A 22,346-nucleotide genomic window follows, 5' to 3' on the forward strand; every position below is an offset into this window, starting at 1 on the left:
AGAAGCGGTATCACACCGCTCCTGCAGCAAATTCAGTGATTATCAGATGATGCCCATCTCTTTACCAATGCGAATAAACGCATCGATAGTATTATTCAGCTGCTCTGCGCTGTGCGCAGCAGACATCTGAGTACGGATACGCGCCTGGCCTTTCGGCACCACAGGGTAAGAGAAGCCCACCACGTAAATGCCTTCTTTCAGTGCACGCTCAGCAAACTCGGCGGCTACTTTAGCATCACCCAGCATGATTGGGATAATGGCATGATCGGCACCTGCCAGCGTGAAGCCGGCATCAGACATACGGGTGCGGAACTGCTCAGCATTTTTCCACAGCGTTGCACGCAGATCGCTGCTTTCTGCCAGCAGATCCAGCACGCGGATAGAGGCAGACACAATCGCCGGGGCCAGCGAGTTAGAGAACAGGTAAGGACGAGAACGCTGGCGCAGCCAGTCGATCACTTCTTTCTTACCTGCGGTATAACCGCCTGACGCTCCGCCCAGGGCTTTACCCAGCGTACCTGTGATGATATCGATACGATCAATCACATCATGATATTCATGAGTACCACGGCCATTGTCACCCATAAAGCCTACGGCGTGGGAATCATCGACCATTACCAGCGCATCATACTTGTCCGCCAGATCACAGATAGCCGGCAGGTTTGCTACCACGCCATCCATAGAGAAGACACCGTCGGTTACAATCAGCTTGTGGCGCACACCGGCTTCATTGGCAGCGATCAGCTGTTGCTCCAGCTCGGCCATGTCATTGTTGGCGTAGCGGAAGCGTTTTGCTTTACACAGACGTACACCGTCGATGATAGAAGCGTGGTTCAGCGCATCAGAAATAATGGCATCTTCAGGGCCGAGAATGGTCTCGAACAGACCTGCATTTGCATCAAAACACGAAGAGTAAAGGATAGTGTCTTCCATGCCTAAGAAGGCCGACAGCTTACTCTCCAGCTCTTTATGTGCGTCCTGCGTACCGCAGATAAAACGCACTGAAGCCATACCAAAACCGTGCTCATCCATGCCTTGTTTGGCAGCCTCAATCAACGCCGGGTGGTTAGCCAGACCCAGGTAGTTGTTGGCACAGAAATTCAATACCTGATCACCGCTGGCAATCGCAATATTGGCTTCCTGAGCAGAAGTGATTACACGCTCACTTTTGTATAATCCTTCTGCTTTCACTTCCTGAATCTGATCGGCGATCTGTTGATAAAAGGCAGCTGACATCTTGCTCTCCAAACATGTAAAGGCGTATTTGCCACTTTTAGCGAACAACCTACTATTAAATTAGCAATCATTCGCCACAATGTTACAAAGTTTGCCGGATTCTAAGAGCTAAACTCTACTCAGTCGACAACTATGAAACATCCCGCTCCACTTGATCACAATAATGTGATTCAAGTTGAAGAACGACATCCCGCCCCTCCATACTGGTCAGAGGTCTTATTACTGAAAGCATCTGCAGCACCCCCTGATAGATGACAGCTTTGGTAATTTTAGCCTCAGGTGCCTGCGCGGTCTGGTAACTGATCCAGCTGGTTGCCACCAGCTTGAGCGTGGTTGCCAGGCTAAGCAAATCATCATCGTTCAGGGTGACCAACCCTAAGGAACGAAAATGGCGCATCACCACCATGATATCCTGATGGAGGTTTTCCTGCGCTTCCAGATACTTATGCTGTAGCACAGGATCCCGGCTGAGAATGTCGGGCAGATTGGCGTAGAAGAAACGGTAACGCCACATCAGCATAAATACCGCATCGAGGTATTGCAGCAGGCTGTCAGCAGACAACACCGCCTCTTCCCGCGGCTGGAAGCGAACCCGCAAATCCTGAGCGTATTCATCAAAAATACTGTGTATAATCTCTTCTTTATTACGAAAATGGTAATACAGGTTGCCTGGGCTGATGCCCATATATGCCGCAATATGGTTGGTGGTGACGTTGGGTTCCCCTCCGTCATTAAACAACTCCAATGCAGCATGAATGATTTTATCGCGGGTTTTCATAAGCCTCTCACTTGCGTCGCCCTGGGCAGTCTCGGTTTGTTATCTTATGTGGGTCAAAATCAAGATCAACAAACCCTGATGATGTTATCATAACTACTGACTAAATTTTGACGCGGTGGTGCAGTTCTTCTGCTACGCTTCTGGCCTCTTACTACCGGGTCCATCTGACAAAACTGGAAGTGCCATGATTATAGTGACTGGTGGCGCCGGCATGATCGGCAGCAACATTGTAAAAGCGCTCAATGAACAAGGGTATAGCGACATTCTGGTCGTCGACAACCTCAAAGACGGTACCAAGTTCGCTAATCTGGTCGATTTGGATATCGCCGATTATATGGACAAAGAAGATTTCATCACCCAAATCATGGCGGGTGATGACTTTGGCCCGATTGAAGCCGTCTTCCACGAAGGCGCCTGCTCTGCTACCACAGAGTGGGACGGCAAATACATGATGCTCAATAATTACGAGTATTCCAAAGAGCTGCTGCACTTCTGCCTGGAGCGCGAAATCCCGTTCCTGTATGCCTCTTCCGCCGCGACCTACGGCGGCCGTGACCGTGATTTCATTGAAGAAAAAGCCTACGAAGGTGCGCTGAACGTTTACGGTTACTCCAAGCAGCTGTTTGACAACTATGTCCGCCGCCTGTGGCAAGACGCCGAAGCGCACGGTGAAACGCTGTCGCAAATCACCGGTTTCCGTTACTTCAACGTCTACGGCCCGCGTGAGCAGCACAAAGGCAGCATGGCATCAGTGGCTTTCCACCTGAATGAACAAATTGCAAAAGGCGAAATGCCGAAGTTATTCGAAGGGTCAGACACCTTTAAACGCGACTTCATTTATGTTGGCGATGTTTGCAAAGTGAATTTGTGGTTCTGGCAAAATGGCGTCTCTGGCATTTTCAACTGCGGCACTGGCCGGGCAGAAAGTTTTCAGGCCGTAGCAGATGCAGTCATCAAGCATCACGGTAAAGGTCAGGTAGAATCTGTCCCGTTTCCTGAGCACCTGAAAGGCCGCTATCAGGCCTATACTCAGGCAGATCTGACCAAAGTCCGTGCCGCGGGTTATAACGAAGCGTTTAAAACCGTTGCCGAAGGCGTCGCTGAGTATATGGCGATTCTGAACAACTAATACTAACAAACCTTTCAGCGACACCCTGATTCGCTCTGGGTGTCGCTGACTTGTATAAAAAGATTGATTTGATGACTATACCAACTTTCGTTGTCAGCTTAGCGCGGTCTTCTCATCGCCGTGAGCACATGCAAACGTTAATGGCTCAGGCTGAGGTTCCTTTCCAGTTTTTTGATGCCGTTGATGGCATTGACTCTGAACATTTCCTGCACAGTGAAAAGGCTACACCAGCGCTAACCTTCAAACGAAAAGGCTATCAATTGGTCACGGCTGAAGTTGCCTGTTTTGCCAGTCACTATGCCCTGTGGGAAAAGTGCCTTGAACTGGATACGCCAATATTGATCCTCGAAGACAATGTCAACGTGCTGGCTGACGACGTTCACTCCGTGCTGGCTGACATTCAGCCATACATTGAACAATACCATTACATTAAACTGTCAGCGCATCAGCCAAATACATTTAAAGCCCTGTTTGCTGTCTCAGATACCCACTCAATCGGTGTTTACCGAAAAGGCACCTGCGGTACCAGCGCTTACATCATTACACCGGTTGCCGCAAAAAGTTTCCTGGACAATGCCCAGCTGTTTATCGAGCCGGTCGACGACTATATGGAAAAGCCCTGGCGACACGGTATTCATTCCTACCATGTCTATCCGTCAGTGTTTGAACGCTCGCAAACTGCGACTACAATTGGCTCCACCCGCAAACAGAAACAATCTGTGGGATTCTCCCACAAACTGTACATCGAAGGTTTCAGAACATATGAAACTATTATGAGAAAGCTGAAAAGCATAAAATAAAAAATAATCAGCCTTATCAATATGACCCACTATTTCAGAGCAATCAGTGATGCAATTTAACGCGCAAATAAAACGACTCATTAACTCTCGGGGCTTTTGTCTGGCGATGCTGTGCTGCATTGTGGGCTATGTGCTGTTCAAGCGCTCTTACCGCGAAATAGGCGATATCTTTCAGTCAGTCTTTTTGCTGGCGTCCGTGGCAGCCTTATTTGTCGACAGAAAACAGTTCGCCAAAGATAAAATGTTGTGGGCACTATTCTTTGCTATCGCTATTCAGATACTCAGCTGGGCCAATTCGCTGATAGACATACCTGAACTCGCCTATTCCAGCCCGCATATTGGTGTGTTAGCTGACCTGTTTGTCTTTATTTTTGTTGCCTATTGGCTGAAAGGATCACTCAACAATGTTTACCTGATCTGGTGGGCTATGTGCCTGGGAATTTTGCTGGCGTTTTACAGCCATTCCGACATTGTTCAGCAGGTGCAATTGGGGCTCCAGGGTGTTCGCATCGATTTCAATATCATCAATGCCCAGTATCCGGCCATGTACAGCGGAGTTGGCTTTCTGCTCTCCTCCTTCTTTCTGGTGAAGTACCTGTGCCTCAGTGTCCGGACCAGAAAGGCTCAATATATTGCTCTTTTCTTCTCTGCGCTGCTGCTGTTTATTGCCTTTGTTTTCGTAGTGATTACTACCCAGTCCCGTCAGGTTTGGGTCGGTTTGCTGGCAGCCTATGTTATAGGCACGGTTCTTTATGCCATATTACATAAAGAAAAGCTGAATAAGATCATTCTGGCAGGTTCATTGTCTCTGTTGGGATTTGCCTTCTACTCCTATGCCAGCATGCCTTTAGTCCATGACAGAGTGCAAAGAGAGATGGGCACCGCCACCAGCATAGTCACTAATGGTGACATGTCTAAAATACCGTTCAACAGTGCGGGTACGCGCCTGCATTTATGGTACGAGTCCATCAAATGGATCAAAGAAAGACCACTGCTGGGCAGCGGCTACAACACCCGTGAGACGGTCATTAAACAGGCAACGCATTTTCCACCCAATGTCCATAAGTATTTCACGCACCTGCACAGTTCGCACATCGAACTGCTGGTCTCCTACGGTATCGTGGGCCTGGCGTTAATGTATTTTGTCTTCGGATGGGTCATTCGAAGTACTCAAGTTGCCCCAGAGAAACGCGGTATCAACGAGGTTCTGCTGATTTCTGTACTGTTTACTGTTTACTGGCTGACAGTAAACCTGTTCGAGTCATTCTTCTTTTCCAATAATGGTCAGTGGATCCATAACGTGATGTTAGGCAGTTGTTATACCTTCTACCTCACGTATAAACTGAACCGTTTACCGCCTTCAGAACAAGCGAGCTCATGATTAAAAAAATCCACGCCATCTGGCTTGGCAATAAAATGCCACCATTAGCCTTCGTCTGTATTGATGACTGGAAAAAACAAGGTTTTGACTACACCCTGTGGACGGAAAACAATCCGCTGCTTCAGCAATGGATCAGCGAATGCCGGTTTGCAAAAGAGTGTTACGATAAGGGCCTGCTGGCCTTTGTCACTGATTATCTGCGATTGAAAATTCTCCAGCATGAGGGCGGACTGTATCTGGATGTGGATGTCACCATCCAGCAGGATCCTTTCCCGTTATTTGACAATTGCCTGTTTTCAGTAGGTTATGAAACGGAGGCACTGCTGGGCACCGCAGCTATCTATGCAGAGCCGCACTCGACGATTCTGAATCAACTCATTCAATTCTATGAGAATGACATTTATCAGTCCCCGCTGTATATGGGCCCTGACATCATGACTCACTTCCTGATCGAGAAAGCCCTCAGCAACACTGAAAGCAGCCAGCTTTACCCGGTAGCCTATTTTTATAACTATCAGGGTGAACCCATGCATTTTGAAAAACCCGCCAATGCTTATCTGACACACTGGTTTCAGCACAGCTGGAAAAAGTCGAAAGGACTGGTGTTTCTGAAATCCAAGCACATGGGACTACTGGGGAAATTCTACGTCTGGCAGAAGTATTTTTTCCGTACATAATCATGCCGCTCCTGTTTCCAACCGGTTGATTAGAGTTTACAGCTAAAAGAGAGAGCATCTTTTGACTACAGTCCGAACCCGCGTATCACAGGATGAACTGGCACCAGGCTATCGTCCGTCTTTCCAGTGGTCTTTTTTGCACCCCCGTCATTGGGGAACTTGGATCAGTATTCTGCTGTTAAGCCTGCTGGCACTGTTGCCCTGGAGAATCCGCGATCCAATCGCGGGCTTTCTGGGTTTGCACATAGGTCGGAAAGTCAAAAAAGCACGGCACCGTGCCAGAGTTAACCTGACACTGTGCTTTCCGGAACTGACCGTTCAAGAACGGGAAGAGAAAATCGACGCCATGTTCACAGTCGCCGCCAAAGTGGTTTTGGCCATGGGCGAATTGTTGTTCAGAAGTCGCCGCCATCTCCAGCAGCGCACTGAAGTTTTTGGTCAGGAAAATATTGATAAAGAAGTTGAAGCAGGCAATCCTGTCATTATTTTAGTCCCTCACTGCTGGGCCATTGACTTTCCGGCTATCTACTGGGCATCACTGGGTCTGCCTGTCGCTGCTTTGATGCAGCCTCAACATCGCCAACCCGTTTTCGACTGGTTAATCAGTTGTCAGCGTCTGCAGTATGGGGGAATTTGTTATGCACGAGAAGGCGGATTAAAGCCTTATTTTCGTGCAATCAAGTCAGGTTTTCTCGGCTATTACCTGCCTGATGAGGACTTCGGGCCAGAGCAGAGCCAGTTTACTGATTTCTTTGCGACTCAAAAGGCGACATTTTCTGGTCTGGGTAAGATTGCCAAACTGACAGGCGCCTCCGTAGTACCTATGATCCCTGTATACAACACGACAAACGGTAAATTTGAGATTCATATCTCCCCGGCACTGAAACCACTTCCGGGGCCTGATGCGCAGCATGATGCCAATTTACTGGCAAACGCACTGGAAAAAATGGTCGCCCCCTACCCTGAGCAGTACATGTGGAATCTGCAATTGCTGAAAACACGCCCTGATGGCAGCAAACCCTACTGAAGTTAATGAGCAGCGTCATATGAAAATTCTTATTATCGGTCCATCCTGGGTTGGCGACATGGTGATGTCGCAATGTCTGTATACCAGTCTGAAACAGCGGTTTCCGCAGGCTGAGATTGATGTGCTGGCACCGGCCTGGTGCCGGCCTATCCTGGAGCGCATGCCCGAGGTGCACCGCGCGCTTGAGATGCCAATCGGCCACGGTGAATTTAACCTCAAAGGTCGCTATCGGATTGGACGCTCTTTGCGTGAGCATGGCTATGATCAGGCGTATATCCTGCCTAATTCGGCGAAATCTGCGCTGATCCCGTTTTTTGCCCGCATTCCGGTCCGTACCGGCTGGAAAGGAGAAAGCCGCTACGGTCTGCTCACTGATCTGCGTGGCAACAAGCGTGATTTCGGCCTGATGATCGAGCGCTACTGCGCACTGGCTTATCCCAAAGCGAACATGACAGGCAGTGCGGCGCTACCGCTACTGCCCAAGCCGGCACTGACGGTTGACAGCCACAATCAGGCCAGCGCAATGAAGCGCCTGGCGCTCAATAGCGATCGCCCTGTGATTGGCCTTTGCCCGGGGGCGGAATTTGGTCCGGCCAAACGCTGGCCTGACGCCTATTTTGCTCAGGTCGCGCAGAGAATGATTGAGCAGGGTAAACAGGTCTGGCTGTTCGGCTCGGCAAAAGATCAGCCTGTCACCGCCGCCATCAAGCAAGCCCTTCCTGCTGAATTACAAGCTTTCTGCCACGATTTAGCCGGACAAACCAGCCTGATTGAAGCGGTTGATCTGCTCGCTGCCTGCCATACGGTTGTCAGTAACGATTCGGGGCTGATGCATGTCTCCGCGGCGGTTGGCTGTAGAGTGGTCGCTATTTACGGCTCGACCTCACCAGACTATACCCCGCCACTGGCAGAACAGGTCGCCATCGTATATACAGATATTGAGTGCCGTCCGTGCTTTAAACGTGAATGTCCCTACGGGCACCTTAAGTGCCTGAAAGACTTACCGGCAGATCGTGTCATTCAAGCCATTGACGACCTAACGACTCCCAAAACAGATTAATGATGACCTTGATACAACGACATAAAAATAACAAAGTCGCTTTTTACAGTCGTAACATACTGCGCTCTCTGACGCCCAAGCTAATCTACCATCGCAGGTTACAGTACCTGCTGAATACGCTGGACAGCTACGACAGGCAGTACATTGCCTCCAGGGTCAATTACTACCTCAAGCACAATGACGCATTCTCATTGCCCGACGATAAAGCCGTATCCATCAAGCGCTATCGCAAAAAAGGTCAGAGTGCCTATTATTACGATCTGAAAGAATACCTGCATTACTTTGATCGGCACTTCAAAGTGACCTACCGCTTTGGCGATGACACCCACCTGGAACCTTACCCGTTCCTGGTCAAAGCCAGACCTATTGCCGGTGACAATGCCAACGCCGTTTTATTTAAGCTCAATAAAGTCCGCCACTTTAATTTCATTGAAGATTCGCTGAGTTTTCGTGAAAAAACTGACAAGGCCGTCTGGCGCGGTGCCGCCTACCAGCCCCATCGTGCCAGCTTCGTCAGGCAATACTACAATCATCCCCTTTGTGATATCGGCCAGACCAACCCAGGCGACACACCGCAGCCGTGGGATAAAGGCTTCATGTCGATTGCTGAACAGCTCGGTTATAAATTTATTCTCTGTATCGAAGGCAACGATGTCGCCACTAACCTGAAGTGGGCCATGTCATCGAACTCTCTGTGTATGATGCCCAAACCTAAATACGAGACATGGTTTATGGAAGGAACACTCAAGGCTGGGGTCCATTATGTCGAGCTGAAGGATGACTTTTCTGATTTAGAAGAAAAGATTCACTACTACAATCAGCACCCTGAAGCGGCCGAGGCTATCATTGCCAATGCTCATGAGCACGTCCACCAGTTCTGTCATCCGCGGCAGGAGAAACTGATAGGTCTGCTGGTACTGAAGAAATATTTCGAACTGTCCGGCCAATGGCAACGGGAAGCGAATAAGTGATGCTGCGCTTTCTCTACACCTGCCTGCTCGCTGTAGCGGCTCCGATACTGCTGGTGTCACTCTATAAAAAGCGGCCGGGTGTCCCGCCTATTGGTCAGCGCTGGAAAGAGCATTTCGGGGTCAGTCCTCAGGTGCAGGGCCAGCGTCCACTTTGGATACATGCAGTGTCCGTCGGGGAAACCCTGGCTGTCACGCCGCTGATCAAAGCCCTGAAAGCCCAATATCCCGATTTACCGATACTGCTGACGACCACAACAGCCACGGGAGCAGAACAGGCCGCACGCCTCGGATCACTGGTTGAGCACCGCTATATGCCGCTCGATTTTCCCTGGGCACTGCGCCGCTTCATCCGAATACAGCAACCGCGGGCACTGTGCATCATGGAAACTGAGCTCTGGCCCAACACGCTGGCGGAAACAAAGCATGCCGGCCTGCCCGTCACTGTGTTCAACGCCCGCTTATCTGAGCGCTCCTGCCAGCGCTATGCCAGAGTACAACCTCTGTTTAACCTGCTTGCCCATAACCTGGATCAGGTATTATGCCAGCATCAGGATGATGCCGAGCGCTTCATCCGCTTAGGCGTTTCGCCGGAAGCGGTACAGATTACCGGCTCTATCAAGTTTGACCTTGCTTTACCTGAAGGGCTGGAACAGGCCAGCGAAATACTGAGAGATGAGCTGGGCAGCCAGCGTCCGGTGTGGATTGCCGCCAGCACCCACCAGGGCGAAGATGAGCAGGTACTTGAGGCGCACAGACAGATTTTACGCCGCCATCCTGACGCGCTGCTGATTCTGGTGCCAAGGCACCCCGAGCGATTCGACCCTGTCTACGCGCTGATTGATCAACAGGGTTTTACCGCCGCCCGCCGCACTCAGAGCAATGAGCCGCTGGCCGGTAAACAAGTCTATCTGGCCGACACTATGGGCGAAATGATGCTGCTGCTCGGCGCCTGCGATCTCGCGTTTGTCGGCGGCAGCCTGCTGGGCAACAAAGTCGGCGGTCACAACTTGCTTGAGCCTGCCGCACTGGCAAAACCTGTTCTGAGTGGCCCGAGCTATTACAACTTTACCGACATTACCACTCAGCTGTTAAACGCGGGTGGCGCAGAAATCGTCGGCAACAGCGAGGAATTAGCGCGCGCCGTGTCACGCCTGTTGGCGGATAAAGCAGAACAAGCCAAGACAGGCCAGGCCGCCCTTGACGTGGTAAAAACTAATCAAGGTGCCATAGCGCGCACCTTGCATGCACTCTCTGCCAGCCTCAATTAATCGGCAGGCGATCGGCGGTAACCTGACAACAGTTGCTGCCAGTCGCTTTCCTGCCAGTGAATACCGGCTTTATCGACTTCTTTGACAAAAGAGCGGCGCAGCCGGGACAAGTTGTCCTCCTGCCAGCCATCATCGTCACGATGAATACTGCATTTATCAAAATCGATCAGCCAGATCTGCTCTTGATTATCCAGCAAAATATTGTGCGCATTCAGGTCAGTGTGATTAACCCGGCAATCGTGCATACGGCGAACCATGTCGCCCACCGCCTGCCATTGCCCGGCTGACAAGGCGCCCTGCTGCAAACGAGCCACCAGGTCAGTCGCCTGCGGTACTTTTTCTGTCAGCAGATCAGCCCGATAGTAAGGCCCGGATTTACACACCCTTGCCGCGACAGGTCTCGGCACTCTGACGCCCTGCTCCACCAGATGCTGCAACAGGGTAAATTCAGCCATGCTGCGGCAAGTTGACCAGGTGTTAAACCAATACTGATCTTTCACCAGCTTACCGAACAGCCCGCCACGGAAGTAATGCCGCAATGCCATATCGATCTGTTCGCCGCGCACAAACCAGGTGGTTCCCCGCCCTTTGGCACTGCCCAGCACAGCCTGCTGACGCTGCCAGAAATCCGGCTCAAAGCACTGCCAGGGATCTTCTGCCAGCAAAGCAGGGTCAAACATGACCTGGCAGTTATCTTGCTCCCGTATTTCCATCGCGCGGTATCCCAAACTACTGAAAAGATCTATTTTATACAGGTTTGTCCGTGCCCGTCATGGGATAGACAGAATCTTTGCACAGTGTTCGCGCAATCACGCTGATTCCGGCATGCTATATGTATATAATTCCCAACACACAATCACATCTATTCCGTTGAAAGCAGGTGTCATGACATTATTCCACTCCGCTCCCCAGTCTTTGTGCATCCTGCGCCTGTCGGCGATTGGTGATGTCTGCAACAGTATTGCCATGGCACAGGCTATCCAGCGGCAATGGCCTCAAACGTGCCTGACCTGGATCTGCGGTAAAGCAGAGGCACGGCTGCTGAAAGATTTACCGGGCATCAGGGTGATCATCTTCGATAAAAAGCAGGGCTGGCAGGGTTACAAAGCTGTCTGGCAGGCACTCAAAGGCGAACGTTTTGATGCGCTTTTGCATATGCAAACCGCCATTCGTGCCAGTATCGTCAGTCTCGGTATCAACGCCAGATACAAGCTGGGATTTGATGCCGCCCGCAGCAGCGATCTTCAGCAGCTGTTCACCAATGTGAAAGTCCCGTCACCGGATTCCCCCCATGTGCTGGATGGCTTCATGCAGTTTGCCGCCACTCTGGGCGTTACCGATCTGACACCTAAGTGGGATATCCCTTTATCTGAAGATGACCACCGTTGGGCCGATCAGCAAATCCATCAGGACGCAACATTGGTCATCACACCCGCAGCCAGTAAAGGCTATAAAAACTGGACGCCGGAAGGATATGCCGAATTAGCCCGCCATGCCCGCCAGCAGGGCTATGAGATCATTCTGGCCGGCAGCCCGGCAAAGATTGAGATTGATCTGGGCAATGCCATTGAAGAAAATCTGAATTTTCCGATCACCAACCTGATTGGCCAGAGCAGCCTGAAACAACTGCTGGCCCTGCTACAGAAAGCAGCACTGGTGTGCGCGCCGGATACCGGCCCGGCCCACATGGCGGTGGCTGTCGGTACCCCGGTGCTGGGATTGTATGCCCACCATAACCCCAAACGTACCGGCCCTTACCTGTCACGGCAGTATGTAGTGAGTGTATACGATGAATGCATTGCGGCCGAAACAGGTAAAGCCCCTGAGTTGCTGCCCTGGCGCAGCCGGGTCAAAGATGACGCAGCGATGAAACGTATCACGGCAGAGCGCGTCATCGCTATGTTCGACAAAATTACCTCTGAACTGTGATCGTATGCATTTCAGACGAAATGAAAGCGATAGATTGATCCCTGAATCAGGGCCGGGGTTTTACATTCCCCACCCCGGTCGGCATAATCGTTGGCATATCACTGCTTTGACAGTCACTACTCATCTACCTGAAAACTGGACACCTAATGGCGCCTAACACCTCCAACACCACTTTGGGTGTGCTGATGATCATCAAGAACGAAGCCAAGCATCTGGCTGCCTGCCTGGAGACGGTGAAAGACTGGGTCGACGAAATTGTAATTATTGACTCCGGCAGTACGGATGATTCGGAAAACATTGCCCGTCGTTACACAGATAAATTCTTCCGCTATGATGACTGGCCCGGCTTTGGCCCGCAGCGCCAGCGCGCCCAGCAGCATGCAACCACAGATTGGGTACTGGTGCTGGATGCCGATGAGAGGGTCACCCCTGAGCTGAAAGCGGCAATACAGTCTGCGGTCAGCAGCAACCCGACCGGTGTTGCCTTTAAGATAAACCGCCTGAGCGACGCCTTTGGCAAAACCATCCACCATTCGGGCTGGTCGCCGGATTGGGTGATCCGCCTGTACCGCCGCGACGAAACCCGCTACAACGATGCCCTGGTGCATGAAAAAGTGCTGACGGATGGCCTGACTGTCCGCCCGCTAGAAGGCCGGTTACTGCATTTTACCTATGACAATCTGCACCATTACATAGGCAAGACCACTCAATACCTCAAAGCCTGGACGGATGAACGCGAAGGCCGGAAAAAAGCCGGACTGGGTACCGCTTTGCTGCATGCCTTTGCCAGTTTTCTGAAAATGTACATTCTTAAGCTCGGTTTTCTGGATGGTCGCCATGGTTTTATTCTGGCGTGGCTGACCATGCATACCACCTTTATCAAGTACATTGATCTATGGCTGAGGGAATATCAGCAAAGGGATTCCAAATGAATGCGTCACTGATCATCACCACATACAACTGGAAAGAAGCACTCAGTGTAGTTCTGGACAGCATCAAGCACCAAAGCGTCCTGCCAGGAGAAGTCATTATTGCTGATGATGGTTCCCGTGAAGATACCCGAGACATGATTATGGTGGAAGCATCGGATTTTCCTGTTCCCCTGATCCACAGCTGGCAACCGGATGACGGTTTTCGCGCTGCTGAAAGCCGAAACAGAGCCATGGCCAAAGCTCAGTTTGAGTACCTCATCATTATTGATGGCGACATGGTTTTACCCAAACATTTCGTTGCTGCCCATTTGCAAAATGCAAAACAGGGACAATTTATTCAAGGTGGCCGCGTGCTGATGGACGAGACATGCAGTCAGAAAGTCATCGCATCGAAAAAGCTCCCTCACTGGTTTAGATCCGGGCTGAAAAACCGGCACAACACCCTGCAGTGTCCAAAACTAAGCCGCGCCTTTTCCAGAACATCCAATACAGATAGATCCACTCGGAGCTGTAACATGTCCTTCTGGCGCTCTGATATCCTTCAAACCAATGGATTCAATAACGACTTTGTTGGCTGGGGACGCGAGGACAGCGAGTTCGTACATCGGCTACTGAATCTAGGTCTGAATCGACTATATATGAAGTTTTCGGGCGCAGGCTATCATTTGTACCATGCTGAAAATACAAGAGCATCGTTAGCCAAGAACGATGAGATACTGGAAAATACCGTCCGTCAGAAACTGACACGTTGCGAAAATGGTATTGATAAATTTCTGGATGAAAAATCATGACAACCCGAGTCATTTACCCCGGCACTTTTGACCCTATCACTAACGGCCATCAGGATCTGATTGAGCGCGCTGCCGCCATGTTCGATCAGGTGGTCGTCGGTATCGCTTTCAGCCCGAGCAAAAAGCCGTTATTCGACCTGCAGGAGCGAGTGAATCTCGCCCAAGCCATCACCAGTCATCTCACTAATGTTGAAGTGGTAGGGTTTTCCGGTCTGCTGGTCGATTTTGCCCGTGAGCAGCAGGCTACAATTCTGGTTCGTGGCCTGCGTGCGGTGTCAGACTTTGAATATGAGTTCCAGCTGGCGAATATGAACCGCCGCCTGATGCCGGAACTGGAAACGGTTTTCCTGACACCGGCCGAGGAGAATTCTTTTATCTCGTCCACCATAGTCAAAGAAGTGGCGCTGCACAAAGGACAGGTGGATCAGTTCGTTCACCCGACTGTGGCACAGGCACTGAAAGCCAAACTGGCTAAATAACACTCAAACCGAACACTCAGAACTGACGGCTCGCCACTTAGCGCGCCGTCATGTTTTCCTTCCCCTGATGGCCGTAATACCCCAGATACCAGTCCACAAATTGCTGCACCCCCTGTTCAATACCCACCTGTGGCCTGAATCCTGTCGCCTCAAATAAATCGTCGGTGTTGGCAAAGGTGGCATAAACGTCGCCCGGCTGCATCGGCAGGAAGTCTTTGCTGGCCTCTCTGCCCAGTGCCTTTTCCAGCGCGGCAATAAAGTCCATCAGCTTAACCGGCTGACCATGGCCGATGTTATACACACGGTACGGCGCGGAACTGCTGGCCGCAGAGCCATATTCGGCGATCCAGTCAGGCTGGCGGGCAGGAATCACATCCTGAATTCTGACCACACCTTCGACAATATCATCAATGTAGGTGAAATCGCGCTGCATATCGCCGTGGTTATATACCTCGATAGGCTGCCCGGCCATGATCGCTTCAGCAAAACGAAATAATGCCATGTCAGGTCTGCCCCACGGCCCGTACACAGTAAAAAAGCGCAAGCCCGTGGTAGGCAGACCATAGAGGTGGGAATAGGTGTGTGCCATCAGTTCATTGGCTTTTTTGGTGGCGGCATACAGGGATACCGGATGATCGACGCTGTCAGAGGTCGAGAAAGGCTGCTTGCGATTAAGGCCATACACAGAGCTGGAAGAAGCATACACCAGATGCTCAACCTGATGACGGCGACAGCCTTCCAGAATCGTCAGGTGGCCGATCAGATTACTGTCAGCGTAGGTCATAGGGTTGTCCAGCGAATAGCGAACCCCGGCCTGCGCGGCCAGATGGATAACTCTCTCAAATCTGTGGGTGAGAAACAAACGGGCAATGGCTTCCCTGTCTGCGATATCGCAATCCAGCACCAAAAGCGCCGGATGGGCAATATGCCTGACTCTGGCCTGTTTCAGCTTCACATCGTAGTAGCTGTTGAAATTATCAATGCCCACCACTTCATGGCCCATATGGCACAAACGCTGAGCCACTGCACTGCCAATGAAACCGGCCACTCCTGTTACCAAAATGCGCATGCACACCCCCGAAGAAGGCGTGTTGCTGCCCTCCTTCTCTTCCCTAAAGACAGATATGAGGGCCTATCTCTCTGACAAACTTATTATCGTTGGCACTCACTACAATAGACTGTAGCACGCTGGCCGATTTTGACCTCATTCAGGATATGTCCACAGTTCGGACAGGGTTTCCCCGCCTTTCCATAGACTTGCAACTCTTGTGCAAAATAGCCCGGCTTACCGTCACTTTGTTTGAAATCTTTCAGTGTTGTACCGCCCTGAGCAATCGCCTTACTCAGCACCCGCTTGATTTCATCGACCAGAGCAGCCAGTCGCTCAGCCGTCAGTTGCCCTGCCGGAGTCTGCGGATGAATACGCGCCGCAAACAGGGACTCATTAGCATAGATGTTACCGACACCCACTACTACCTGGTTATCCATGATGAACTGTTTAATGACGGTGCGCTTGCCCTGGGCTTTTTTCGCCAGATAGCCGGCATCGAAGTCCTCAGCCAAAGGCTCTGGCCCGAGCTTACTCAGCACAGGATGTTCGCTGTCACGCTCCTGCCACAGCCAGGCACCAAACCGGCGGGGGTCGTTATAACGCAGCACTTCACCACTGGCGAGCAGCACATCAACATGATCGTGTTTAACCGGTGGCACTTCGGCGGGCAAGATACGTAAGCTGCCTGACATCCCCAGATGAATAATGGCAAAACCGGCATCCGTTTCCAGTAACAAGTATTTGGCTCTGCGCGTCACACCACGAATGATCTGCCCCTGTAATAACTGTAATTCAGCAGGGATAGGCCAACGCAGGCTGGCATTGCGAACCGTCACACTGATGACGGTCTGGCCCACCACATGAGGCGTGATCCCCATGCGGCTGACTTCAACTTCAGGTAATTCAGGCATCTTCTCTCTGGTTAATCTTAGCTGTTGGTGAGTGCAGGATATCAGATTTCAGGGAACAGGTAGCTGGCCTCGACGGTAATCGCCAGCCATTCTCCCTGCCAGTTTTGCAATAACCAGAACTGGGGAAGCTGATACACAGTCAGGCGGTAAGGCTCTTCATGATTTTCCAGCCACACTTCCACGCTACGCGGCGATGCCAGCTTATCGTTCAGCTGGGCAAAGGTTTCTGAGTCAATTTTAGTACCGGCGACATCCTGCCAGTTTGCCACTATGGCCGACGGATCACCGGCTATGACGGGCTCAGATTGCCAGTCTTGGAGATGACGGCTGAAAATAACACTGGGCAGCACCAGCTTTTCAATGCTGCTGTCAGCAGGGAGTAAGCGTACTAATCCGACGGACTCTTGCTCGACCGGGGTGGCCTGCATCAGCCGCTGCTGAATCAATTCAGGCAGCTGAATCATAGCTAAAAACAGCAATACCCCAATGATGATGATGTTGTTCCATCCCTTGCGCGACAGTTTCATCGTCTCTCCAGCAGTAAGTATGAATGAGTGATCATAATCCGCTTCCTGACCGACAGCCATAAAAAAACCCAGCCTTGGCTGGGTTTTTATCAAAAAGCAGAATAAACCAATTACTTGATTTTTGCTTCTTTGTACAAAACGTGCTGGCGAACAACTGGATCAAATTTCTTGATCTCAAATTTGCCTGGCATGTTACGTTTGTTTTTGTCGGTAGTGTAGAAGTGTCCTGTGCCGGCAGATGATACCAGACGGATCTTCTCACGAATGCCTTTAGCCATTCTTCAAATCCTCTTAAACGTTCTCGCCGCGAACACGCATTTCAGACAGAACGGTATCAATACCTTTCTTATCAATGATACGCATGCCTTTCGCAGAAAGACGTAGTTTAACGAAGCGTTTTTCGCTTTCTACCCAGAAACGATGAGTTTGCAGGTTCGGCAGAAAACGACGCTTGGTGGCATTACGTGCGTGTGAACGGTTGTTACCCGTTACAGGACGTTTACCAGTTACTTGGCATACTCGGGACATTACTGTCTTCTCCAAATCGTTTCAGCTCGATATCAACCGCGATTAACCGAACGCAAAAAGCATTCCACCTAACCGAAGCTATCAAAGGTCGCGCATTATACTAAGTCAAAACCAGTTGCTCAAGTCCCGAGCAGATCCTTTCTCGTCTTTTTGATCAATTTCGGCCTAGTTTGACATCAAGCTGAGCAATAATCAGCTTGATAGTTACAGCCATCCTCTTTCAGCAAAAGAAACCACTTCCCCGTCTCCGACGACAAAATGATCGAGGATCCGAATATCTACCAAGGCCAGCGCATCGCTGATCCTCTGAGTAATTCGCCGATCGGCCTGACTTGGCTCCGCCACGCCTGAGGGGTGATTATGCGCTAAAATCAACGCCGCTGCATTAAGTTCCAGTGATCTTTTTACCACCTCTCTCGGATAAACACTGGCGGCATCAATCGTTCCTTCAAACATCACCTCACCGCTAATCACCCTGTGCTGGTTATCCAGAAACAACACATAAAATGCCTCACGATGGCGATCACGCAGCATCCGGCTCAAATATTGCCGCGTGTATTCAGGACTGCTGAGAGCCTCACCTTTCGCCAGTTTCTCTGATAAATAACGCAGGCTCATCTCCAGCACCGCCTGCAGCTGGACATATTTAGCCGGCCCCAGCCCTTTGTGCTGGCAAAAGGTTTTGCAATCAGCCGCCAGTAACGCACGCAGAGAACCGAACTCATCCAGCAGCTGGCCGGCCAGCTCAATCACATTCACGCCCGGCAGACCCGTGCGTAGAAAAATGGCCAGCAGCTCTGCATCCGACAGCGCATTGGCCCCACGCTGCAGCAATTTTTCCCTGGGACGCGATTCCGCAGGCAAATGTTTCAATACCATGGCGCTTCAACCCTTTCACTGTGTCTGCGCCAAAGAAACGCACATGTTGCTCCCGAGACAAAGCCCGGTACTTGAAAATGCGGCGCCAGGCGCAGTTCTGGTGTCTTGTTACAATGTTCCGGCCTTGCCGTGTCGAGCGATAGCTCGGTCTCTGCCCTCCATCACAGCCTGACGGCATTTTTCTCACGACTAAAGCGATGAAACCTCATCACTTTGGTGATATCTTGTTGCCAGTTTTTTCACGACACAGGCAAGCGAATGAAAACTCTGGCAGGAAAGAAAATACTTCTGGGGATCAGCGGCGGCATCGCAGCATACAAGTGTGCAGAGCTGACACGGCGTCTGATTGAACGAGGCGCAGAGGTTCGCGTCGTCATGACCCCGGCCGCCAAGGAATTCATTACCCCGCTTACCATGCAGGCCGTTTCCGGTCACCCGGTGGCCGACAGCCTGCTCGACCCCGCCGCCGAAGCCTCCATGGGCCATATTGAACTGGCAAAATGGGCCGATTTAGTGCTGCTGGCACCCGCCTCCGCCGATCTGATTGCCCGGCTTCGTGCCGGTATGGGCAACGACCTGCTGACGACTTTATGTCTGGCCACCAGCGCGCCGATTGCTGTCGCGCCCGCCATGAACCAGCAAATGTATCGTCAGCCTGCCACCCAGGATAACTTGTCTGTGCTGGCAAGCTGGGGACATAGAATCTGGGGTCCAGCCAGCGGCGAGCAAGCCTGTGGCGATGTCGGCCCGGGCCGGATGCTGGAACCTATGGCACTGGTAAGTGAGATAGAAAACGCATGCCAGCCACAAGACCTGGCCGGTGTCCGTATCGCCATTACTGCCGGCCCGACCAGAGAAGCCCTGGATCCGGTACGCTACCTCTCCAACCACAGCTCAGGCAAAATGGGCTTCGCCATCGCGCAGGCTGCAGCACAACGCGGTGCCAGCGTCACGCTGATCAGTGGCCCGGTCAACCTTGCCACCCCGGCCGGCGTTAACCGTATCAATGTGGAAAGTGCTGCAGACATGCACCAGGCCGCCACTGAGCAGGCAAAGGCGCATGATATTTTTATTGGCTGCGCGGCAGTGGCCGATTTCCGCCCGGCGGAAATAGCGTCACAAAAAATGAAAAAGCAGCAAGGACAAGACGAGCTGGCACTGAAACTGGTGAAAAATCCGGATATTATCGCCAGCGTCGCTGCTCTGACTGACCAACGTCCGTTTACGGTAGGCTTTGCTGCCGAAACACAAGACGTCGCGCGCTATGCGCAGGACAAGCTGCAGCGTAAAAACCTCGACCTGATTTGTGCCAATGATGTCGCGCAGCAGGGGCAAGGATTTAACAGTGATAGCAATGCCCTTCACCTGTATTGGAAGAACGGTGACAAGGCACTGCCCCTGACAGACAAAGCATCACTGGGGCGACAATTAATTACTGAGATCATCAACCGCTACAAAGCGCAAGACTAAGCCGATTTCGTTGAACTCTCAGCGAAACCGGCAAAAGCACTAAGCGGTTCATTCATTTTTGGCAGCCAGCTCTCAAGCTTACACTCTGGCTGTCGATACAGATAACACTGCCTGATCCAGACACTTTCCATGCCCTGTGCGCATGGCTAAGATAATCAGGCTTTTTCTGTCCGGACACAGTCTTATATCGAAAAGGAACGGTTATTCATGGCTGGCAATAAAAAAAACAACCGCCGCGAAGAAATCTTACAAGCGCTGGCTGAAATGCTGGAATCCAACCAGGGGAGTCAGCGCATTACTACCGCTAAACTGGCTGCTCAGGTGGGCGTTTCCGAAGCGGCACTGTATCGCCACTTTCCCAGTAAAGCCCGTATGTTTGAAGGCTTGATCGAATTTATTGAAGACTCGATCACTACACGTATTAACCGTATCCTGGATGACGAAAAAGACACCATGACCCGCCTGCGTATGGTGCTGCAGTTATTGCTGGTATTTGCCGAGCGCAACCCCGGGCTTACCCGCATCATGACAGGCCATGCCCTGATGTTTGAGCAAGACAGGTTACAGTCGCGTATCAACCAGCTGTTCGAGCGCATTGAAACCCAGCTGCGTCAGATCCTGCGTGAGCGCAAACTGCGCGAAGGCCGTGGTTTCCCCATTGATGAAAACCTGTTATCCGCCCAGTTGCTGGGCCAGGTAGAAGGCAGCTATAACCGCTTTGTGCGCTCCAGCTTCCGCCACAAGCCAAATGACAATTTCGATGCTTACTGGGAACTGCTGACCGGTCAGCTGAGCTAACCTTTTCATCCCCTCTCTTGTATCGGGCTCAGCACACATCAGTATCGAGAACGCAGTCGTATTCAGAACACAGAAAAAAGGGTTGGCACATTGCCAACCCTTTTCCTTTGCACGCTCTGCCCTGCAACAAGCAGAATCAATCAGATACCATACTGAGCGCGATACGCTTTCACCGCTTCCAGGTGCGCGTCCATACCATCCTGCTCTTCCAGATAGCTCACCACATCACCCAGAGAAACAATAGAGATCACTGCACAACCGAAGTCGCGCTCGACTTCCTGAATCGCAGAGAGTTCGCCTTTGCCTTTTTCCTGACGGTCAATCGCCACCAGCACACCGGCCAGATCCGCCCCGTTGGCCTGGATGATTTCCATCGACTCGCGGATTGCCGTGCCAGCCGTAATCACATCATCAACCAGCATAATACGGCCTTCCAGCGGGCTGCCCACCAAATTGCCGCCTTCACCGTGGTTTTTGGCTTCTTTGCGGTTAAAACAGTAAGGCGTGTCCACATCATGGTGATCGGCCAGCGCGACCGCTGTCGTGGTCGCGATCGGAATGCCTTTATAAGCAGGACCAAACAAGACATCAAACTCAATACCGGAATCTGCCAGTGCCGCGGCATAAAAGCGGCCCAGACGCGCCAGATCGCGACCGGTATTAAACAGGCCGGCATTAAAGAAATACGGGCTCTGACGGCCAGACTTCAGGGTGAACTCACCAAACTTCAATACGCCTTTTTCCAAAGCAAATTCGATGAACTGACGCTGATATGCTTTCATTGTTTCTCCTCGAGCGATTGGTCGCATGCTTCAGCCAGACACGGGCGCTGGCCGGTCAATCCCCCGCAGCCTTAGCTTGCTGCAGGCAAAAAAAAGCGGCTCCGACAGGAACCGCTCCAAAAACATTAACTTTCCAGCGAAGCCTGCTGGATAGTGATGATCTCGGCAATGCCGTCTTTGGCTAACGACAGCATCTCCATTAATTCTTCAGTGCTGAAGGCATCTCCTTCAGCCGTCCCCTGAATCTCAATAATCTTGCCATCACTGTTCATAATGACATTCATATCGGTCTCGGCATTCGAGTCTTCCGCATAATCCAGATCGCACACTGGCGTACCCTGGTAGATGCCCACAGACACGGCAGCGATAGTGGTTTTCAGCGGGTTTTTCTTGAGCTGGCCTTTTTCCAGCATCAGATTAATCGCATCTGTCAGTGCCACCATGGCCCCTGTGATAGATGCGGTGCGCGTACCACCGTCGGCCTGAATCACATCACAGTCGACCGTGATCATCTGCTCACCCAGCACTTCCAGATCCACTGCCGCGCGCAGGCTGCGGGCAATCAGGCGCTGAATTTCCAGTGTCCGCCCGCCCTGCTTACCGTTAGCCGCTTCGCGACGGTTACGGGAATGGGTCGCGCGTGGCAGCATGCCGTATTCCGCCGTTACCCAGCCCTGGCCTTTGCCTTTCAGCCAGCGCGGCACATTTTCTTCAACGCTGGCAGTACAAATGACCTTGGTATCGCCAAACTCAACCAATACCGACCCTTCGGCATGGGCGGTGAAATGACGGGTGATAGTAATAGGACGAACTTGACTGGCACTTCTTCCACTTGGACGCATCGGGTTTCACCTTGGCTGATATTGAGTGCTGATAACAAAGCCGCTGTGCGGCCGACAGACATTAACCGGCGATTATAGCCAGATCTGCGCCGCAGTGCAC

25 protein-coding genes are annotated in these 22,346 nt (G+C 51.5%); 14 read left to right on the forward strand and 11 right to left on the reverse strand.

The genetic code is table 11. From position 1 onward, the window contains the following. Positions 1–42 precede the first annotated feature (42 nt). Together KCG43_RS09265 and KCG43_RS09270 are read right to left on the reverse strand one after the other, a co-directional pair. A complete protein-coding gene (locus KCG43_RS09265; protein ID WP_218384465.1) occupies positions 43–1,236 on the reverse strand; it encodes a glycine C-acetyltransferase in 1,194 nt (397 codons plus the stop codon). 130 nt (positions 1,237–1,366) lie between these two features. Continuing rightward, complete coding sequence (locus KCG43_RS09270) at positions 1,367–2,014, reverse strand: TetR/AcrR family transcriptional regulator (protein ID WP_192015984.1); 648 nt, start codon at positions 2,012–2,014, stop codon at positions 1,367–1,369. A gap of 184 nt (positions 2,015–2,198) precedes the next feature. Here KCG43_RS09270 and rfaD point away from each other — a divergent pair, with 184 nt between their 5' ends. From rfaD to waaA, 8 genes are all read left to right on the forward strand, one after another. Then, complete coding sequence (gene rfaD, locus KCG43_RS09275; RefSeq protein ID WP_192015985.1) at positions 2,199–3,143, forward strand: ADP-glyceromanno-heptose 6-epimerase; 945 nt, start codon at positions 2,199–2,201, stop codon at positions 3,141–3,143. A 71-nt stretch (positions 3,144–3,214) separates the two neighbouring features. Next, positions 3,215–3,943, forward strand: coding sequence for a glycosyltransferase family 25 protein (locus tag KCG43_RS09280; protein WP_255557909.1), 729 nt, complete (start codon positions 3,215–3,217; stop codon positions 3,941–3,943). 49 nt (positions 3,944–3,992) lie between these two features. After that, positions 3,993–5,324, forward strand: a complete 1,332-nt coding sequence (locus KCG43_RS09285; RefSeq protein WP_255557942.1) for an O-antigen ligase family protein — start codon at positions 3,993–3,995, stop codon at positions 5,322–5,324. Continuing rightward, complete coding sequence (locus tag KCG43_RS09290; RefSeq protein ID WP_218384467.1) at positions 5,321–6,001, forward strand: glycosyltransferase family 32 protein; 681 nt, start codon at positions 5,321–5,323, stop codon at positions 5,999–6,001. Before KCG43_RS09285 ends, KCG43_RS09290 begins: the two co-directional genes overlap by 4 nt. 61 nt (positions 6,002–6,062) lie before the next feature. Beyond that, entirely contained in the window at positions 6,063–7,028 is a 966-nt protein-coding gene (gene lpxM / locus KCG43_RS09295; protein ID WP_255557910.1) for a lauroyl-Kdo(2)-lipid IV(A) myristoyltransferase, read from the forward strand. 19 nt (positions 7,029–7,047) lie between these two features. Next, a complete protein-coding gene (gene waaF / locus KCG43_RS09300; protein WP_218384468.1) occupies positions 7,048–8,088 on the forward strand; it encodes a lipopolysaccharide heptosyltransferase II in 1,041 nt (346 codons plus the stop codon). Beyond that, positions 8,088–9,059, forward strand: coding sequence for a glycosyltransferase family 90 protein (locus KCG43_RS09305; protein WP_237794919.1), 972 nt, complete (start codon positions 8,088–8,090; stop codon positions 9,057–9,059). Before waaF ends, KCG43_RS09305 begins: the two co-directional genes overlap by 1 nt. Then, positions 9,056–10,327 (forward strand): lipid IV(A) 3-deoxy-D-manno-octulosonic acid transferase, encoded by a 1,272-nt coding sequence (gene waaA / locus KCG43_RS09310; protein WP_218384469.1) that lies wholly within the window; start codon positions 9,056–9,058, stop codon positions 10,325–10,327. The genes KCG43_RS09305 and waaA overlap by 4 nt, the downstream gene beginning before the upstream one ends. Here waaA and KCG43_RS09315 read toward each other — a convergent pair. Then, positions 10,324–11,040: a 3-deoxy-D-manno-octulosonic acid kinase gene (locus KCG43_RS09315; protein ID WP_218384470.1), complete on the reverse strand. Its 717-nt coding sequence runs from the start codon at positions 11,038–11,040 to the stop codon at positions 10,324–10,326. The genes waaA and KCG43_RS09315 overlap by 4 nt on opposite strands. Before the next feature lie 172 nt (positions 11,041–11,212). Here KCG43_RS09315 and KCG43_RS09320 point away from each other — a divergent pair, with 172 nt between their 5' ends. From KCG43_RS09320 to coaD, 4 genes are all read left to right on the forward strand, one after another. After that, complete coding sequence (locus tag KCG43_RS09320; RefSeq protein WP_218384471.1) at positions 11,213–12,256, forward strand: glycosyltransferase family 9 protein; 1,044 nt, start codon at positions 11,213–11,215, stop codon at positions 12,254–12,256. Positions 12,257–12,402: 146 nt separating this feature from the next. After that, positions 12,403–13,188, forward strand: coding sequence for a glycosyltransferase family 2 protein (locus KCG43_RS09325; RefSeq protein ID WP_218384474.1), 786 nt, complete (start codon positions 12,403–12,405; stop codon positions 13,186–13,188). Next, a complete protein-coding gene (locus KCG43_RS09330) occupies positions 13,185–13,979 on the forward strand; it encodes a glycosyltransferase family 2 protein (RefSeq protein ID WP_218384476.1) in 795 nt (264 codons plus the stop codon). Before KCG43_RS09325 ends, KCG43_RS09330 begins: the two co-directional genes overlap by 4 nt. Then, positions 13,976–14,458 (forward strand): pantetheine-phosphate adenylyltransferase, encoded by a 483-nt coding sequence (coaD, locus tag KCG43_RS09335; RefSeq protein ID WP_192015994.1) that lies wholly within the window; start codon positions 13,976–13,978, stop codon positions 14,456–14,458. The genes KCG43_RS09330 and coaD overlap by 4 nt, the downstream gene beginning before the upstream one ends. Positions 14,459–14,495: 37 nt before the next feature. Here the strand turns inward: coaD and KCG43_RS09340 are convergent, their stop codons facing one another. The 6 genes from KCG43_RS09340 to radC all read right to left on the reverse strand — a co-directional run bounded on the left by KCG43_RS09340 (position 14,496) and on the right by radC (position 18,354). Beyond that, complete coding sequence (locus tag KCG43_RS09340; RefSeq protein WP_218384478.1) at positions 14,496–15,527, reverse strand: NAD-dependent epimerase; 1,032 nt, start codon at positions 15,525–15,527, stop codon at positions 14,496–14,498. A gap of 83 nt (positions 15,528–15,610) precedes the next feature. Continuing rightward, on the reverse strand, positions 15,611–16,420 hold the full coding sequence (mutM, locus tag KCG43_RS09345) for a bifunctional DNA-formamidopyrimidine glycosylase/DNA-(apurinic or apyrimidinic site) lyase (protein WP_192015996.1): 810 nt from the start codon (positions 16,418–16,420) through the stop codon (positions 15,611–15,613). A gap of 41 nt (positions 16,421–16,461) precedes the next feature. Next, on the reverse strand, positions 16,462–16,947 hold the full coding sequence (locus KCG43_RS09350; RefSeq protein WP_192015997.1) for a hypothetical protein: 486 nt from the start codon (positions 16,945–16,947) through the stop codon (positions 16,462–16,464). A gap of 110 nt (positions 16,948–17,057) precedes the next feature. Then, positions 17,058–17,225: a 50S ribosomal protein L33 gene (gene rpmG, locus KCG43_RS09355; protein ID WP_005371942.1), complete on the reverse strand. Its 168-nt coding sequence runs from the start codon at positions 17,223–17,225 to the stop codon at positions 17,058–17,060. 13 nt (positions 17,226–17,238) lie between these two features. Next, a complete protein-coding gene (gene rpmB, locus KCG43_RS09360) occupies positions 17,239–17,475 on the reverse strand; it encodes a 50S ribosomal protein L28 (protein ID WP_192015998.1) in 237 nt (78 codons plus the stop codon). 204 nt (positions 17,476–17,679) lie between these two features. Continuing rightward, entirely contained in the window at positions 17,680–18,354 is a 675-nt protein-coding gene (radC, locus tag KCG43_RS09365; protein WP_192015999.1) for a DNA repair protein RadC, read from the reverse strand. Positions 18,355–18,612: 258 nt separating this feature from the next. Here radC and coaBC point away from each other — a divergent pair, with 258 nt between their 5' ends. Together coaBC and slmA are read left to right on the forward strand one after the other, a co-directional pair. Beyond that, positions 18,613–19,824 carry a bifunctional phosphopantothenoylcysteine decarboxylase/phosphopantothenate--cysteine ligase CoaBC gene (gene coaBC, locus KCG43_RS09370; RefSeq protein ID WP_192016000.1) on the forward strand — a complete coding sequence of 404 codons (1,212 nt, stop codon included), beginning with the start codon at positions 18,613–18,615 and terminating at the stop codon, positions 19,822–19,824. A 207-nt stretch (positions 19,825–20,031) separates the two neighbouring features. Beyond that, on the forward strand, positions 20,032–20,622 hold the full coding sequence (gene slmA / locus KCG43_RS09375; protein WP_027250562.1) for a nucleoid occlusion factor SlmA: 591 nt from the start codon (positions 20,032–20,034) through the stop codon (positions 20,620–20,622). 140 nt (positions 20,623–20,762) lie between these two features. Here the strand turns inward: slmA and pyrE are convergent, their stop codons facing one another. Continuing rightward, complete coding sequence (gene pyrE, locus KCG43_RS09380; RefSeq protein WP_192016001.1) at positions 20,763–21,404, reverse strand: orotate phosphoribosyltransferase; 642 nt, start codon at positions 21,402–21,404, stop codon at positions 20,763–20,765. 125 nt (positions 21,405–21,529) lie between these two features. Further along, positions 21,530–22,246 carry a ribonuclease PH gene (gene rph, locus KCG43_RS09385; RefSeq protein WP_192016002.1) on the reverse strand — a complete coding sequence of 239 codons (717 nt, stop codon included), beginning with the start codon at positions 22,244–22,246 and terminating at the stop codon, positions 21,530–21,532. Positions 22,247–22,346 lie beyond the last annotated feature (100 nt).

The organism is Photobacterium sp. WH24, from assembly GCF_019204055.1.
Lineage (GTDB): Bacteria > Pseudomonadota > Gammaproteobacteria > Enterobacterales > Vibrionaceae > Photobacterium > Photobacterium arenosum.